The following is a 15200-nucleotide window of genomic DNA, read 5'->3' as shown; positions in this document are numbered from 1 at the left end:
AAAATATGGAGACACCATGGAGATGAGACCGCTCCGGTATTTCGTGGCCGTTGCCGAGACCGGCCACATGACGCGCGCCGCCGAGCAACTGGGCATCCAGCAGCCGCCGCTCAGCCTGACGATCAAGTCGCTCGAACGCGAACTGGGCGTGCAGCTCTTCAGGCGCCACCCGCGCGGCGTGGCGCTCACCGATGCGGGGCGCCTCTTCCAGGTGGAAGCGCTGCGCATGCTGCAGGACATGGAGGCCATGAAGCAGCGCATGACGCGCGTGGCCAATGGCGAGGTCGGCACGCTCGCGGTGGGCTTCACCAGCTCGGCCGCGGCGCACCGCTTCGTGCCGGAGGCGCTGCGCGCCTTTCGCCGCGAGCATCCGGGCGTGGAACTGCAGCTGCGTGAGAACAACGCGGCTGAGTTGACCGAAGCACTGGCGGCCGGCCGCCTGCACTGCGGCTTGCTGCGTGTGCCGGTGGCGCGGCCCGAGGGCCTGCTGTTCGAGACGCTGCTGCGCGAGCCGGTGCTGGTGGCGATGCCCAGCGACCACCGCTTTGCCCTCGCGCGCAGCAAGGCCTCGCGCCCGCTGCCGCTCGCGCGGCTGTGCGAGGAAGGCATCATCCTCGTGCGCCGTCCGGGCGCGCCGGGCCTCTATGCCGAACTGCTGGCGCTGTGCCATGCCAAGGGCCTGCGCCCGCGCGTGGTGGCCGAGGTGGACCGCATGATGACCAACCTGAATCTCGTGGCCGCGGGTGTCGGCCTGTCGGTGGTGCCGGCCTCGATGACCGGCGTGCACGCGCATGCCATCGCCTACACGCGGCTCGCAGACGGCGGCCAGCTCGACGCGCCGCTCACGCTGGTGTCGCGCGTGGAAGAAGACAACCTGCCTGCGCAGCATTTCGCCGCGCTGCTGCGCAGGCATGCGAGCGAGAACCCCGGGTCATGAGCGTTACTTTGCTGCACCGTCGCCATTTCGTGCGCAGTACGGGCATCGCGCTGGCCGCGGCCTGCGGCATGCCGCAGCTGCTGCACGCCGCGCCATCCTCATCGCCCTGGCCGAACCGCCCCGTGCGCCTGATCGTGGTGTATCCACCGGGCGGCGTGAGCGACGGCATGGCTCGCGTGCTGGCCGACCCGCTCTCGCAGGCGCTGGGCGTGCCGGTGCTCATCGAGAACCGCGCCGGCGCAGGCGGCAGCATCGGCATGGATGCGCTCGCGCGCGCCGCACCCGACGGCTGCACCCTCGCCTTCTCCGCCATCAGCCCGCTCACGCTGCACCCGCTGATCGCGCGCGTGCCCTACGACCCGCTGCGCGCCTTCGCGCCGGTGGCGAGCGTGATGCGCACGCCGGTGCTGGTGGTCGGCACGCCAGCTTTCACGGGACACGGCTTCGGCGATCTGATCGCACGCGCGCGCAGCCAGCCCGGCGCGGTGCGCTGGGCCACCTCAGGCGTGGCCACCATCGGGCACCTGGTGCTGGCGCAGGTGCGCATGCAGAGCCGCACCGACATCACGCACATCCCGTATGCGGGCGGCGGCCCGCAGCTCAACGATGCGCTCAGCGGACAGTTCGAGGTGCTGTCGACCAACGTTGCGGCGCAGCAGCTGCAGTACATCGAGGGCGGGCGGTTCCAGGCACTGGCGGTGGGGGCGCCTGCGCGCATCGAGGCGCTGCCTGCGGTGCCGACGCTGGCGGAGTTGGGATACGAGCGGGCGAATCGCGATTCGCTCTTTGGCATCTTTGCGCCGGTACGCACGCCCGCGACGGTGGTGCAGCGGCTCAATGCGGAGATCAATCGCGTGCTGCGTAGCGATACGGTGAGGACGCGGCTGCGGGAGGCGTACAACCTGCCGGCTGGGGGGAGCATCGAGGACTTTGCGCATGAGATTGCCGTGGATCGGCGGCGCAATCGGGCGTTGGTGGCGGGGGATCGGGGGCAGTTCGACTGAGCGCTTATGCGGCAGTCAGGCGTCGAAAAACGGCTCGGAGCGCTAAGCCGTTTCGGCACGTCGAATTCGATGATCGCCGTGCTTTAGGTTTCTAGTTCTTAGAGGCGGATGTCGATGCCGTGCAGGTCATCGATCAATTGCACATCAGCGTCAAATTCTCTTTGCTTGCACACGGGGCCTTAAGTGCTGAAGTCAGCACTCATCGCATTGATATGAAGATCATCGAGATCGTCATCGCTCATGGAGAACAGGTAGTAGTACATCTTGTAAATCTACCAAGGAAGATCTGCATTGAATCTGAAGACTCTTTCACCGCTCGGCTCGAGTACGCACCGATATCACGAATTATTTGGAAAAGTCCAATCCATTCGATCCAATTTCATTTATCAATGAACCTTCATGCCCTTCAATTAATTTCGAGGAGGTTTTTGTCAACGCAAAAATAATCCCCTCTAAATAACCTCGCCTATCCGCCACGCGGTTGAGAGGGAGATCGTGTGGGATCGCACTCCTCCACAAATTCTCATCACAAAGATTGCCAACAATTAAACTCAGACCATCGAGGACATTTCTTTTTGAAATCGGTCCAAATTTTTTAAAACTGCAAGTCATTTCCTCGAAAAGAATCCTCTGATTCTCAGATAAATTAATATCGAATTCCTCCAACTCCTCATCGCTTTTTTCAAATAAAAAATCGTACAGGCCGCGTATATAATTGAGATTAATTGAACTCATAATTGAGGGCAGACAGTACAAACATCGCCAGAATTATTTCTTCGAACCGTGACACGCGAAGTGATAACAGGACACCCTCCGCCACTGCGGCACCCTTCTCCAATAGGTCTTCCATATCGAATGTCGCCCAATTTACGCCAGAGGCATTCATTATCTTCCTCCCTCGCTGAATGGCATCGATTTGATCTACATTGCTGAAGAATCTAGTTGAATCGGGGCCGCTGCTATTCGGTGCTTTACATGGATTATCTGGCGGCACTCCAGTCCTAGCACGCTTTTCCTGTTGCGGCATTGTTGTATGAGCCCCATGGCGGGAGTACGCATGTCCTCCTGTTGAAGCATCGTTGTCAGCCAGAATTTTCCCCGCTCTACGATTGGCTCGATTACCTTGCAAGCCACGCGGGTCAATGAATTCGACAGGATTCGGGGCATAGGACAGGACGTTTATTCCGCCACGCAGCCCAAGAGGATCCTTCGATACAAACCGCCCCCCACCGGGTCGTAGTACCTGAACCGGTTGTAATGCAGCCCCGTCTCCTCGTCCAGATACTGCCCCTGGAACCGGATCGGATTCTTCAGCCCCGCCTTCCTGGCGGCCTCGCTGATCGTGAGCCTGGCCTCGCCCCACGCCTTGTAATTCGCCTCCCACGCAATGTTGCCGCCCTCATCGGTCAACTCCATCGGCGTTCCGAGGTGGTCACACTGGTAGAAGTGAATGTTCTCCAGTGGCGTCGGTGACTCCCCGTCTTGCCCCACCCCTGGTTCATACATCCCGTTGTACAGCGGGTCCCGGTCCAGGTCGTAGTTGCCGTGCGCATCGGCGTACGTGGCTGTCGCGCTGGCCGGCCGCTTCAGGAAGCTCTGCGTGATTCGCCCCTGGGCGCCGGCCTGCAACACCGGCACGAAGCTGTTGGGCTCGAACACGTAATGCACCGTCCGGTTTCGTGCCGAGTCCGACTCCCAGGCTATCTGGTCGCCATCCCAGCCGAAGAGCACCGTGCCAAGGCCACGCTCCTGCATCTGGCGCCGGTACTCGGCTGCGTGGTACTGGCTGCCGTCCATCGTGCTGGTGATGACGATCGGCTCGCTGCACTTGGCAATGCGCCGACCCAGCGGGTCGTACAGGAATGACATGCGGGTGTCCTGCGTGCGCGCCTCGGTGAGACGGCCCAACGCGTCCCACGCGAAGCGCGTGCACTGCCCGTTGTGCAACCGCTGAACCATGTTGCCGTGGCTGTCGTATTCGAAGTGCGTGCCTGCGTAGTCCTTCACCAGGTTGTTCAGGACGGCGGGAATGTTGTTGAGTGCTCCGGCCTCTCTTGCCGCCAGCGCCGTCGAGTTACCAGAGCTTGAGATGAGGAGCGCAAAAGCCACGGACAACATCCAACAACTCAAGGACACGATCCTCATCGGATTCACTGGTCACTGAACTTCGGAGTTGCTCCAGTGCATGCGCGACTTCTTCTGCTGCCGATCCTCGTCGCTTGTACTGGCTCAATAGACCGTGAAGCTGAATGAAGTCAGCACCTGCAGATATCTGGCTTGCAAGCTCCTGTTGAATTCCTGAGCCAGGATATGGGTCATGTGTCATGGCTTTCTCCATTTTCTCTTGGTTCGTTTCAGAGCATCTTGATATTCATTGGCCGGCATAGTGCGGCTTGGCTGAATCGTTCCGTGCGTCGGGCAATCCTGCACATACTGCAAATCAGGACCCAAATCGCTTGAGTCGATACCCCAAACCTCATCTTTTCCTGTGCCACCAAGACTCGACGGCCGACGATGGTTTGGCAGATTCCCTGGTGTGTTCGGAGCAACCGACACCCCTCCGGTGTTGGGATACACATTCCCCTGTGCATCGGCTGAGATGTCGCCTGGAATACGAGCGCCCAATCCTCTGGCAGATGGTTCAGGCAGCGGTTGACCATCTGTTCCTCTCTTCATTGATCTGAAGAGAGGGCAATTCGTAAGCCCCCAAGGATCGATCCACCCCACCGGATTGGGTGCAAATTGATGCAGGTTGAATCCACCCGCCAGCCCGATCGGATCTTTGCTGGCAAACCGTCCCACCACCGGGTCGTAATACCTGAACCGGTTGTAATGCAGCCCCGTCTCCTCGTCCAGATACTGCCCCTGAAACCGAATCGGATTCTTCAGCCCCGCCTTCCTGGCGGCCTCGCTGATCGTGAGCCTGGCCTCTCCCCACGCCTTGTAATTCGCCTCCCACGCAATGTTGCCGCCCTCATCGGTCAACTCCATCGGCGTTCCGAGGTGGTCACACTGGTAGAAGTGAATGTTCTCCAGTGGCGTCGGTGACTCCCCGTCTTGCCCCACCCCTGGTTCATACATCCCGTTGTACAGCGGGTCCCGGTCCAGGTCGTAGTTGCCGTGCGCATCGGCGTACGTGGCTGTCGCGCTGGCCGGCCGCTTCAGGAAGCTCTGCGTGATTCGCCCCTGGGCGCCGGCCTGCAACACCGGCACGAAGCTGTTGGGCTCGAACACGTAATGCACCGTCCGGTTTCGTGCCGAGTCCGACTCCCAGGCCATCTGGTCGCCATCCCAGCCGAAGAGCACCGTGCCAAGGCCACGCTCCTGCATCTGGCGCCGGTACTCGGCTGCGTGGTACTGGCTGCCGTCCATCGTGCTGGTGATGACGATCGGCTCGCTGCACTTGGCAATGCGCCGACCCAGCGGGTCGTACAGGAATGACATGCGGGTGTCCTGCGTGCGCGCCTCGGTGAGACGGCCCAATGCGTCCCACGCGAAGCGCGTGCGCTGCCCGTTGTGCAACCGCTGAACCATGTTGCCGTGGCTGTCGTATTCGAAGTGCGTGCCTGCGTAGTCCTTCACCAGGTTGTTCAGGACGGCGGGAATGTTGTTGAGTGCTCCGGCCTCTCTTGCCGCTGGCGCCAGCGGGTCCAGGATGTTGCTGGCCGGATCGAACGCGAAGGTCTCGGTGCCCAACTGGCTTTGCGCCTGTAGCAAACGGCCTACAGGGTCGTAGCGATAGCTCAAGCCGCCACGGCGGCTGTCGCCGATGTCGGTCAGCTGACCGGCGCGGTCGTAGCTGTACTTGCGCTGAATGCCGAGCGCGTTGGCGTTCGGAGCAGAGGGGCCGCCTCGGCTCTGGCCCAATCTCTCCACGCGGCTGAGCGCCTGGGCCTTCAAGCGCCCTGCGGGGTCGTACTGCTGCTCCTGCGCCACCTCGTTGGCCTGCGTGCGCTTGACCTCGCGGTGCAGATCGTCGCGCTCGATCTGCAGCGCCTCCATGTCATCGAGCATCAGTCCGTGCACGTGGCCCGCGCCGTAAGTCAGCCAGGTGGTGGTGTGGCCGTCGGGGCGCGTGGTCTGGATGCGGTTGCCCAGCTCGTCGTGGCTGTGCTGCCAGACGGCCGTCAGCGGTTGACTGCTCGGTCTGCCTTGTTCGTCGATCAGGTAGTGGTGGTGCTCGGTCCTCACATGGCCGACGGCATCGGGGAACCACTGCAAGTGGATGTGCGGGTTGCGGGCATCGATGAGTTGCCCGTTGCCGTCGTAGGCATAGCTGTCGGTTTGGATGCTCTGCGGGTCCAAGGTGCGCCCGAGGGAACGACCGTCCGGGTCCTTGGACTCGACATACAGCCCCGCCATGCGTCCCGTCAGGCGCCCTGTGGGATCGAAATCGAACCGCGTGACCGCATCGCCTTCGGTGACTTGACGCAGCACACCAGTCGCCGGGGTGTAGCCGTACACGGTCTCGGTGCCGTCGAACTGCACTTCGGACAGCAGCTTGCCCAGCGGGTCGTAGCTGAAGCTGTGCGTGCGGCCGTTCTCGTTGCGCAGCGCCGTCAGCCGCCCCAGGCGGTCCCACTGGTAGTCGATGGTGTTGCGGTTGGCATCCAGGCGCTGGGCAAGAAGGCCCACGGCGTTGTATTCGTAGCGGGTCTCGCGCTGCAAGGCATCGCGGTGCGAGAGCAGGCGGCTTTCGGCATCGTGCGCCAACTGCTCCTGGGTGCCATCGGGATTGACGATGCGCGTGAGCTGGCCGCGCTCGTAGTGGTACTGCGTTGTCTCGCCAGCCGAGTTCGTTGCCTTGAGCAGGCGTCCCCGGTCGTCATAGGTCCAGCTCGAGGTCTTGCCCGAGCAGTCGGTGTAGGCCGTCAACTGGCCCGCATCGTCATAGGCCAACCGCTTCTTGCCGCCCTTGGCATCGGTGATCTCCACCGGCAGGCCATGCTCGTTGTAGGCGTACTCGGTCTTGTGGCCCAGCGGATCGATCTCCTCGATGAGGTTGATTCCCTCGTAGGTGCGCTTCCAGGCATGGCCTTCGGCATCGCGGATGCCGATCAGGTTGTCCATGTCGTCGTGGGCGAAGTGCACCGTGCTGTGGTCGGCACGCGTGTGGCTCACGAGGTTGCTGTGCGCGTCGTAGGTGTAGTGATCGCTGCTGCCATCGGCATGCAGATGCCGCGTGATGTTCTTTAGCGCATCGCGGAAGAACCACTCTTCATGCGCATAGAGCATGCCGTCCGCACCGCGAACTTCCGGATGAACGATGCGGTAGGTGTAGCCCAGGAAATCGAAGTAGTAGCGTGTCTGCGCCCCAAGCGCATCGATGACGGTGGCCATACGAACGTGGTTGTTCCAGACGATGGTGGTGTCGAAGCTGCCGTCGTCGGCGTACTCGCGGTATGCCCTGGCCCGAGCGCTGTTGCCCGCATGCAGATCCACTGCGTTGCCATCTTCGTGTTCCCACTCAAGATGAATGCCGCGACCCGTGCGGTCCGTGTACCTGGAGATCAGGTGGGTGCTGGCCGTCTCGCCTGCGGCCCGATATTCGTAGCGCCAGGTGTCCTGGTTCTCATCCTTGGCGGCGACGAGGTCGCTGCTGCCGTCGGAGAGCATCCGATAGGTATACGCAGCCAACTCTCGCACGGCAATGCCATCCACGACCCGCCACAGACTCTGAATCCTACCCGCTCCGTCAATGGCGGTGCTCACGTGGATATCGCCGCTGACGATGTCGGAGAGCTGACCACCTGCATGCCGATACGCAAGCTCGGTGACGTGCCCGTTGCGGGTGCGCTGACTTACCAGGCGGTAGTGGACGACCTTGTTCTTGATCGGGGCCTTGCCCCTCTGCATGAAATGGGGCGCGAGTTCGAAGGTCTCGACGTAATCCCGCCCGTGGCTCAGGATCAGCAGGCCACCCTCGACCCGGCCGAGGGTGAGGTCTTCAACGGGATCGTAGTGAGTCTGTCCAGCCCTGCCATCCCCAGGCTCTGCCAGCCTGGGGAAGCGATGCTCGCGGCCATCGCCGGCGAAGTAGCTCAGACTGCCGTCCGCGGCCTGGTCGATGCGGGTGGTGTAGGGGCTGGTCCAGCGAGAACCAAGACTTGCGCTGGCGCCCGCCTGTCCGGATTGATCCTGCAGTTGGTCGTAGGCCGCCAGGCGCGAATGGTACGTGCGGCTCCAGACGATGGGCATGTGGCCCGGCAATGCAAAGTCGGTATGGACAACGGTCTCGCTGCCAGTTGCAAAGTTGATGGAGTTGGGCGTTTGAGCACCGGTTGCGCAGTTCTTGCAAGGGTTGGCATTGCTCACGCCCTTCACGCGCTCCGCATTCAGTTTTTCCAACTCCGCATTCGTCTTCTTCTGATCGTGCTTCGCGGTCGTTGTGGGATTGACGGTGGAGCCCCCTGTCTTGCCCTTGGCGCGATAGCGCAAAACAACATCCTTGAGCCTCAGGAGGAGCCAGGCGATGGACATGTCGACGCCCGCGTCGCCCAATCTTTCGATCTTCGTTTTCGCATCCACGGCCAAGCTGTCCAGTGAGTCGGCATAAGCGTTCATCAGCTTCGCGGCCTTCTCGCCAGCATCGGTGTGACGCATCACCAGGCCAGCCCCAGCATTGACAGTCACCTTGGCGCCGTGTGCAGCCTGCTCGCCAACATAGCTGGCACCGTCCTCGACTCCCTCCTTGATGTCACCGGCAATTCCCTTGATGGCACCCCAAACACCGCTCTCGTAGGTGGTCTCGGGATCGCGTTTGGGAGGGTCCGCGGGCGCCGGCGTGCTGGTATCGAAGGGCGTGCCCGATGCAAGCTTGCGCAAGACCTTGCTCAAGCCCGAGAGCAAGTCATGCGCCATGGTGGCGGCCGACTTCAGTAAGTCTTTGAGTTTGGTGCTGGCCTCGTCCACGAACTTTTCGAGTTCGCCGGCCAACGTCGCATTGAGGTGGTCGACGAGCATCACCACCAGCGCATCGCTGAGTCCGTGACCGGCGGTGCTGAGCTTGCTTCGCACCAGATGCAGTGCGGGCCGCAAGCTGGTCCGCGCTGCGGCCATGGTCGGGGGGAACGGAATGATGCCGATCAGGTTGATGCCGAAGCTCACCCAATTGAGGGCTTTCTCCCCGACGTTCGCAGCCTTGTTCTCGACGAGGACGATGATGTCGCACACCGCATCGATGGCCGCCAGGATGTTGCCGAGGATCGGAACGGCGCTGGCGACGGTCATGACCCTGTCCAGCGTGACATGACCGTTGCTGATCTTTACCAACCAGTCGTTGACGGCCTTCTTGGCTCCAGGCAGTTCGGCGGGGTCGATCTGGTCGAGCGGCTTGACGACCACCGCCCTCTCATTTGCCTTCTGCGCTCTCTCTGCTTGCGATATCTCGGCCATGCCGGAACTCCCTGAGCCACTTGGCTCTTGCTGTTTTTTTGATGTGACAGGCGCTGCGCACGCCAGTGGTTTCAGACCATGGTCCGAAGCAGCACGACGCCCGGTGGCAATCGCGCCGCGGCCTTGCCGGCCATGTCGCCCAGCGCACTGGCTGCGACAGATGCCGCAGCGGCCTTGGCAATGCCGCTGAGGTCGCCGCTGACCGCAGCACCGATGGCTGTGCTGGCTGCGCCATTGACCTGTTTCATGAGACCGGCAAGCATGTCGTTTGCAGGAACAATGACCGCGTTCGCATCGCCGTCGGTGGTCTTGGGCGGCCACGTCGGTTTGCCGAAATAGCTGGCGTGGTCCCACGGATTGCGCGGGTCTTCCCCCAACTCGATGCGCGCCCCGCCCGGCGCCAGCCCCGAGACAGCCGCAAAGCCGTTGTCATCCAGCGTGCCGGTCCTGACCTGTCCGGCCGAATCGGTGACCTTGTAGTCCGCGCCCTTCAAGCCATGGTTGTTGGCATAACGGTGCGTGAGCTCGAGTTGCCCCTTGCCCGGCTTCAATCCGTCCGGCAGGCTCGGCCGGCTGGCACTGCTGGGGCCGACCATGCTGTGCACGCTGGCATGCTGGACATGGGGGCCGGTGGTACCGCTCTCGATGCTGCCGCCCTTGTAGCGGGCGTAGCTGCCACCGCCACTGATCACCAACTCCGTCCTGGCTTCGATCCTGATCTTGTCGGCCCGGATCGTGATCTCGTCCTTGGCCAGCAGGTTGATGCAGGTCTTCAGCGCCTGGATGTCGATGTCGGCCTGGGCCGCAACGACCTTGATGCCCTTCTGCGCCGCAAAGAGCTTGATGGCCTGCAGCGCCACGCCCAGGAGGCTGTCGCCGCTGGTGATGCTGGTGTGCTTGCCGCTGGTGATGGCGGTGTGCTCCACGCTGGCGATGTGCGTGCTGAACTGGCTGGTGGTCTCGATGCCCGCCGGACTGGCCAGAACCAGATGCGGCTGCGCCAGCTCGGGGAAGCGCCCGGCTTCGGCATCGGCGGCGCCTTCGCCCTGGACCGCATCGTTCTGCGCCTGCAGGGACTTGGCGACCTCGGCCTGGTCGTTGCCTTCCTGCGCCTTGTTCTTCTGCGCCTCCTGCGCCCCTGCGTCATGCAGATCGCGCGCCTCGACCAGGCGCTGGCGGGTCTCGCCGCTGTCGAGCAGATGCGCGCGGGCATTGGGGCGCGCCTCGGTGGTGATGAGCAGGCCTTGTGTTGCCCGGATGGCGCCGTGCGCATCGGTACGCAATTCAAAACCTTCGCCACGCGCATCCTGGCGACCGGCGTTGCCATCGATACGCGTGACGTGGCCGAGACTCAATGAGCTGCTCTGGTGGTCGCTCTTGAGTTGCGCCTGGATCTTCCGGTCGGTGTCATCCAGGATCAGATGGTTGGAGCGGCCGCCCGAACTGTTGCCGCCGTCCTTGACAAGTTCGCGGCTGCGAAAACCCGACAACGCGACCTGGCCAGGAAGACTCCAGGGCGGCAGGTTCATCTGGTTGTGCACCCGGCCGGTGCAGATGGGCAGGTCCGGATCGCCGCCGATGAAATCGACGATCACTTCCTGGCCGATGCGTGGCACATGCACGCCACCGAGTTGGTTGCCTGCCCACGGCGAACTCACGCGCAGCCAGCAGGTGGAATGCTGGTTCTTCTGGCCGAGCCGGTCCCAGGGGAACTGAACCTTGATGCGGCCCAGTTCGTCCGTCCACAGGTTCTCGCCCTCGGGGCCGACAACCAGCGCGACCTGAGGGCCTTGCGTGTGCGGCTTGTGCCGCGACAGCTGAGGACGAAGCGGCTCGGTGATGGGGTGGGCCGTGAAGTCGACTTCGACACGCCACTGCTGCTTGCGGTGCGCTGCAGCCTCTGGGCCCTGGCTCTCCTGCGCCACGTTCTCGATGAGGAACTGGCTGTCGAGAACGAGGTACTGGATATTGGCCGCTTCGCGGGGATGCTTCTGCAATTGAAAGGTGAAGCCAGGGACCATGCCGCGCAGACTCCCGCTGGCCTTGGCGCGCGCCCCGTGAGTGCGCAGCCCCTGCATGCGCAGCAGCGCCATGCGATCACCTTCTGCAAGAGGTTCGTTGGTATCTGCACCGGCGCGAGGCTGCACGTAGTGGCTGCCAGCCTGGCTGTCGTGCCACTGGTAGACCTCCTGATCGGCCTGCCCGGTCGGGCGGGGATCGGCGCGCTTGACGCTCAGGTCGGCCTTGGGGCGGGTGTAGTCGTAGTCGCGGCTGATGTAGCGCCCGCTGGTGAGTTGGTGGTGTGGAACGAAACTGCTGATGTATTCGGCATCGAGCTTCCATCCGGGTGCGTGGTATTCGACCTGTCGGTAGGCAACGCTGTCCATGGGGACGTGCGCGCCCATGTTGTCGGTGAGCACGAGACGGTGCTTGCCTTCGCTGTGCGCAAAGTAGAAATTCAGACCCCACTCCTGGCACAGCCGTTCGAAGAACGCGAAGTCGCTCTCGTTGAATTGCGTCTGAAAGTCCCGGACGGGGTAGGTCTCGCTCAAGTGCTTGTCGACGGGAAACACGTAGTCCGCGAGCAATTCATCCAGGATCTGGACGACCGTCTTGTTCTGGTAGATCCTGCAGTCGCTGGTCAACGTGCCCAGGTGCAGCCAGGGGCGCAGGGTGAGCTTGTACTGAACGTGCCGGCCTTCCTCGCCCCAGAGTTGCGCATCGGTGATGAGCGCGTTGATCTGCCGCTCACCCGCGCCGTCGAGTTCAATCAGGCAACTGATCTCCTGGCCGATGAAGCTGTCGAGATCGATGTCCGCTGCGGCACCAAAGCTGAAATTGAGCGCATCGGGGGTCTTGAGCAGCAGCTCATACGCGAACAGACTGTTGACGCCCTCGCGGCCCGAGAGCCGCACGGGCTCCAACGAATCGGGAATGACGGAGCTGACAACGGCAAGGGTTCGAGACATCTGCGGGACCTCGGAGGAACGACGGTCCGGCAGTCTCTGGCAGCTGGATTTGCACCGTTGCAAACAATGGTCAACCGGGGCTCACGCGTGCAACTGGAGCAGCGAGGTGTGAAAAATTTGCGACGCTGGGCCGGGGTCTTATTCGCGCCTATCTCTTGCCCGACCCGAGCGCGATGCGCGACCCGCTACCGCTTGGATGGCTAGCCTTCCGCCACCCAGAGCCGCGGATAGTCGCTCACGAAACTATCCGCCGTGACCTTCAACACCGCCTCATAGTCGAAGCGCTTCGCCACATACGCGTACTCGCTCTCGCTGCGCCGCTCGTAGCTTTGCATCAGCTCGCTGAGCACGCCGCCGCCATCGAGGTCGACCCAGGCGGCCGGCGCATCGGCGCGTTCGCCTTTGGAGAGATTGAGCCGCCGCAACTGCAGCAGGTTGGTCGCGGGCGTGAACCCCAGGTCGAGGTCCACGCAGTGCGACAGGTCGGGCACGGCCTCGTCGTTGAGCTTCCAGTGGCCGTGCGCATCGCGGGCGATCGACAGCTCGATGGCCGAGTCGCCGAGCCAGCCGCGCACCATGCCCCACTGCGTGTGCCAGTGCAGGTCGCAGCGCACGCGGTAGTGCAGCTGGGCGATGCGGCCGTCCTCCTGGCAGAACACCGCGGCGCCGTCGAGCTGCCAGGCCGAGGCATTGCGCTCGAGCCGGCATGCGTCGTGGCCCGGGGCATCGAGCCTGCGCCAGAGAATGGAGGCGACGGTTTGCATGGCGCGGATGATGGCCCGGCATGCGGCGGTGCGCAAGCCCGGCCATCGGGCGCCGCAGGTGGCGGTCAGGTTCGGGGGCTACGGTCGGCGAGGCATGACGCCACCGGCAGAACCCACTGAAGCGCCCCGCCCGCCGCCCACGCTGCGCGTGCTCGACTTGATCGACCGCGCCGCGATGCCGCTGGCCATTGCCATCGCGCTGCTGCTCTTCGTGCAATGGCCGCTGCGCGACCTGGTGGTTTCGGGCCACGGGCCGACACAGGCCAACGACCTCGCGCAATGGCTGTTCGCGCTCTACGTTGCTGTGGCGCTGCGGCATGCGGGGCGCCGGGGCGCGCACCTCGTGGCACGACCCGACCTGGCCGACGGCAGCACGGGCCGTTTCGCGCGGCTGCGTCGCATGGGCGCGGCGCTGTGCGTGCTGCCGTGGGCGCTGTTCCTGATCGTGACGGCCGCGGTGCCGGTGGGGCGCGCGGTGCTGGCTCTGGAGCTGTTTCCCGACACCTTCAACGCGGGCTATTTCATGATCAAGGTCGCGCTGCTGCTGCTCGCCGTGCTGCTGGCGGTGCAAAGCGCGCTCGACCTGTGGCGCGAGTGCCGGGCCACGTAGATGGGCTGGCTCGGACTCGCCCTGCTCGCGCTGGCCCTGGCGCTGATGATGACCACCGGCTGGCCCACCTATGCCGTGCTGCTGGGCGTGTGCACGATCGGCGCCCTCATCGGCCTGGCGCTCGGCGCTTTCGACACGGCCCTGCTGCAGAACCTCCCGTGGCGCATCGTCGGCCTGCTGGAGCACGACCTCCTGCAGGCACTGGCGCTCTATGCGCTGGTGGGCGCGCTGCTCAACCGGCTGGCGCTGGCCGAGCACCTGTACAACGGCCTGCGAAAGGCGCTGATGCGCATCGTGCCGCGCGCCGCGCCGGAGCTGGCCGGCATGGTGCTGGGCCTGATGCTCGCGCCGATGAACGGCTCGGTCGGCGCCAGCCTGCTCACGCTGGCACGCACTGCGGGCAAGGGCTGGGCACACGAGCAACTGCCCGCCGCGCAACGCACCGCGCTCGTGGCCGCGACCGGCACGCTGGGCGTGATCGTGCCGCCCTCGCTCGTGTTGCTTTTGCTCGGCGATGCGATGCTGCGGGCCCACACCGAGGGCGTGAACATGGCGCGCGAGTTGGCACTGTCCGCCGGCACCACGGCTGCCGGTGCAGCCAATCGCATCGTCAACACGCAGGACATCCTGCAGGCCGCACTGGTACCCGCGGCGGCGCTCACGGTCGGCTGGCTCGCGATTGCATGGCTTGGCGCGCGGCGCAAGCCGCAGCCATCACCGCATGTGGAGCGGGAGGCCATGAGCCGTCGCGAGTTGTGGACGCTGCTGACGGTGCCGCTGGTGATAGCCACGCTGCTGGTGCTGGTCACGCTCGGCAAGGTGCGCGCGGTCGAAGGCGCGGCCACCGCCTGCGTGATGCTGCTCGGCTGGGGGCTCGCGTCGCGCCAGCTCACGCGCCCGGTGCTGTGGCAGGTGCTCGACGACGCGATGGCGCTCACCGGCGCGCTGTACGCGCTGCTGGTGGCGGCCACCACTTTCTCGCTGCTGCTGCGCGGCTTCGGCACCGACGGGCTGGTCGCGCGGCTGATGCTGTCGCTGCAGGGCCATCCGATGCTCGGCCTGATGGCAGTGCTCGCGGTGCTGCTGGCCTTCGCCTTCGTGCTCGACGCCTTCGAGCTGATCTTTTTGATCGTGCCCATCGTGATGCCGCCCGTGCTCGCGCAGCTCGACGATGCGGCCTGGATCGCCACGCTGACGCTGCTGGTGCTGCAGGCGGGCTTCCTGCTGCCGCCGTTCGGCTATGCGCTGGTGCTCGCACGCGGGCAGGTCGCGCCGCGTCCGCCGGTGGCGGCCGTTGCACGCGCGCTGCCCCCCTACCTGGCCGTGCTCGTGGCCGTGACCGCGCTGGTGATGGCGCTCCCCGCCACCACGCGCTGGCTGCGCACCTCGTCCACCACGCTCGCACCCGACAAGCCGATGAGCGAAGAAGCGCTGGACCGGTTGATGCGCGAAATGGCGCCGCCCGGTACGAGCGACACCACGCCCGCGCCCGAAGAAAAATAGCCGCAGGCCGTGCCGCAC

General features: G+C 64.1%; 8 protein-coding genes. 4 read left to right on the top strand and 4 right to left on the bottom strand.

Features of this window, described 5'->3' with window-relative positions:
• Nucleotides 1–16 precede the first annotated feature (16 nt).
• Nucleotides 17–937 (top strand): LysR substrate-binding domain-containing protein, encoded by a 921-nt coding sequence (locus tag GNX71_RS07200; RefSeq protein ID WP_206177688.1) that lies wholly within the window; start codon nt 17–19, stop codon nt 935–937.
• The gene (locus GNX71_RS07195) at nt 934–1941 is read left to right on the top strand and encodes a tripartite tricarboxylate transporter substrate binding protein (RefSeq protein ID WP_206177687.1); all 1008 of its coding nucleotides are present in this window, start codon (nt 934–936) and stop codon (nt 1939–1941) included. Before GNX71_RS07200 ends, GNX71_RS07195 begins: the two co-directional genes overlap by 4 nt.
• A 1179-nt stretch (nt 1942–3120) precedes the next feature.
• Here GNX71_RS07195 and GNX71_RS07190 read toward each other — a convergent pair.
• From GNX71_RS07190 to GNX71_RS07175, 4 genes are all read right to left on the bottom strand, one after another.
• Nucleotides 3121–4050, bottom strand: coding sequence for an RHS domain-containing protein (locus GNX71_RS07190; RefSeq protein WP_206177686.1), 930 nt, complete (start codon nt 4048–4050; stop codon nt 3121–3123).
• 213 nt (nt 4051–4263) lie between these two features.
• On the bottom strand, nt 4264–9336 hold the full coding sequence (locus GNX71_RS07185) for an RHS repeat-associated core domain-containing protein (RefSeq protein WP_206177685.1): 5073 nt from the start codon (nt 9334–9336) through the stop codon (nt 4264–4266).
• 71 nt (nt 9337–9407) lie between these two features.
• Nucleotides 9408–12305 (bottom strand): type VI secretion system Vgr family protein, encoded by a 2898-nt coding sequence (gene tssI / locus GNX71_RS07180; protein ID WP_206177684.1) that lies wholly within the window; start codon nt 12303–12305, stop codon nt 9408–9410.
• Between the two features lie 200 nt (nt 12306–12505).
• Nucleotides 12506–13069 carry a putative glycolipid-binding domain-containing protein gene (locus tag GNX71_RS07175; RefSeq protein ID WP_206177683.1) on the bottom strand — a complete coding sequence of 188 codons (564 nt, stop codon included), beginning with the start codon at nt 13067–13069 and terminating at the stop codon, nt 12506–12508.
• Here GNX71_RS07175 and GNX71_RS07170 point away from each other — a divergent pair.
• Together GNX71_RS07170 and GNX71_RS07165 are read left to right on the top strand one after the other, a co-directional pair.
• Entirely contained in the window at nt 13068–13679 is a 612-nt protein-coding gene (locus GNX71_RS07170; RefSeq protein WP_241027188.1) for a C4-dicarboxylate ABC transporter substrate-binding protein, read from the top strand. The genes GNX71_RS07175 and GNX71_RS07170 overlap by 2 nt on opposite strands.
• Nucleotides 13680–15182, top strand: a complete 1503-nt coding sequence (locus GNX71_RS07165; protein WP_206177682.1) for a TRAP transporter large permease subunit — start codon at nt 13680–13682, stop codon at nt 15180–15182. It begins immediately after the preceding gene.
• Nucleotides 15183–15200 lie beyond the last annotated feature (18 nt).

Origin of the sequence: Variovorax sp. RKNM96, assembly GCF_017161115.1 — a bacterium.
In the GTDB taxonomy this organism is placed as follows: Bacteria; Pseudomonadota; Gammaproteobacteria; order Burkholderiales; family Burkholderiaceae_C; genus Variovorax.
This window is presented reverse-complemented; position numbering and strand designations above follow the sequence as displayed.

What these genes read in the sequence shown, in the direction of transcription:
- GNX71_RS07200 (WP_206177688.1), top strand. Translation starts at nt 17, where the DNA reads ATGGAGATGAGACCGCTCCGGTATTTCGTGGCCGTTGCCGAGACCGGC.
- GNX71_RS07195 (WP_206177687.1), top strand. Translation starts at nt 934, where the DNA reads ATGAGCGTTACTTTGCTGCACCGTCGCCATTTCGTGCGCAGTACGGGC.
- GNX71_RS07185 (WP_206177685.1), bottom strand. Translation starts at nt 9,336, where the DNA reads ATGGCCGAGATATCGCAAGCAGAGAGAGCGCAGAAGGCAAATGAGAGG.
- tssI (WP_206177684.1), bottom strand. Translation starts at nt 12,305, where the DNA reads ATGTCTCGAACCCTTGCCGTTGTCAGCTCCGTCATTCCCGATTCGTTG.
- GNX71_RS07170 (WP_241027188.1), top strand. Translation starts at nt 13,068, where the DNA reads ATGGCGCGGATGATGGCCCGGCATGCGGCGGTGCGCAAGCCCGGCCAT.
- GNX71_RS07175 (WP_206177683.1), bottom strand. Translation starts at nt 13,069, where the DNA reads ATGCAAACCGTCGCCTCCATTCTCTGGCGCAGGCTCGATGCCCCGGGC.
- GNX71_RS07165 (WP_206177682.1), top strand. Translation starts at nt 13,680, where the DNA reads ATGGGCTGGCTCGGACTCGCCCTGCTCGCGCTGGCCCTGGCGCTGATG.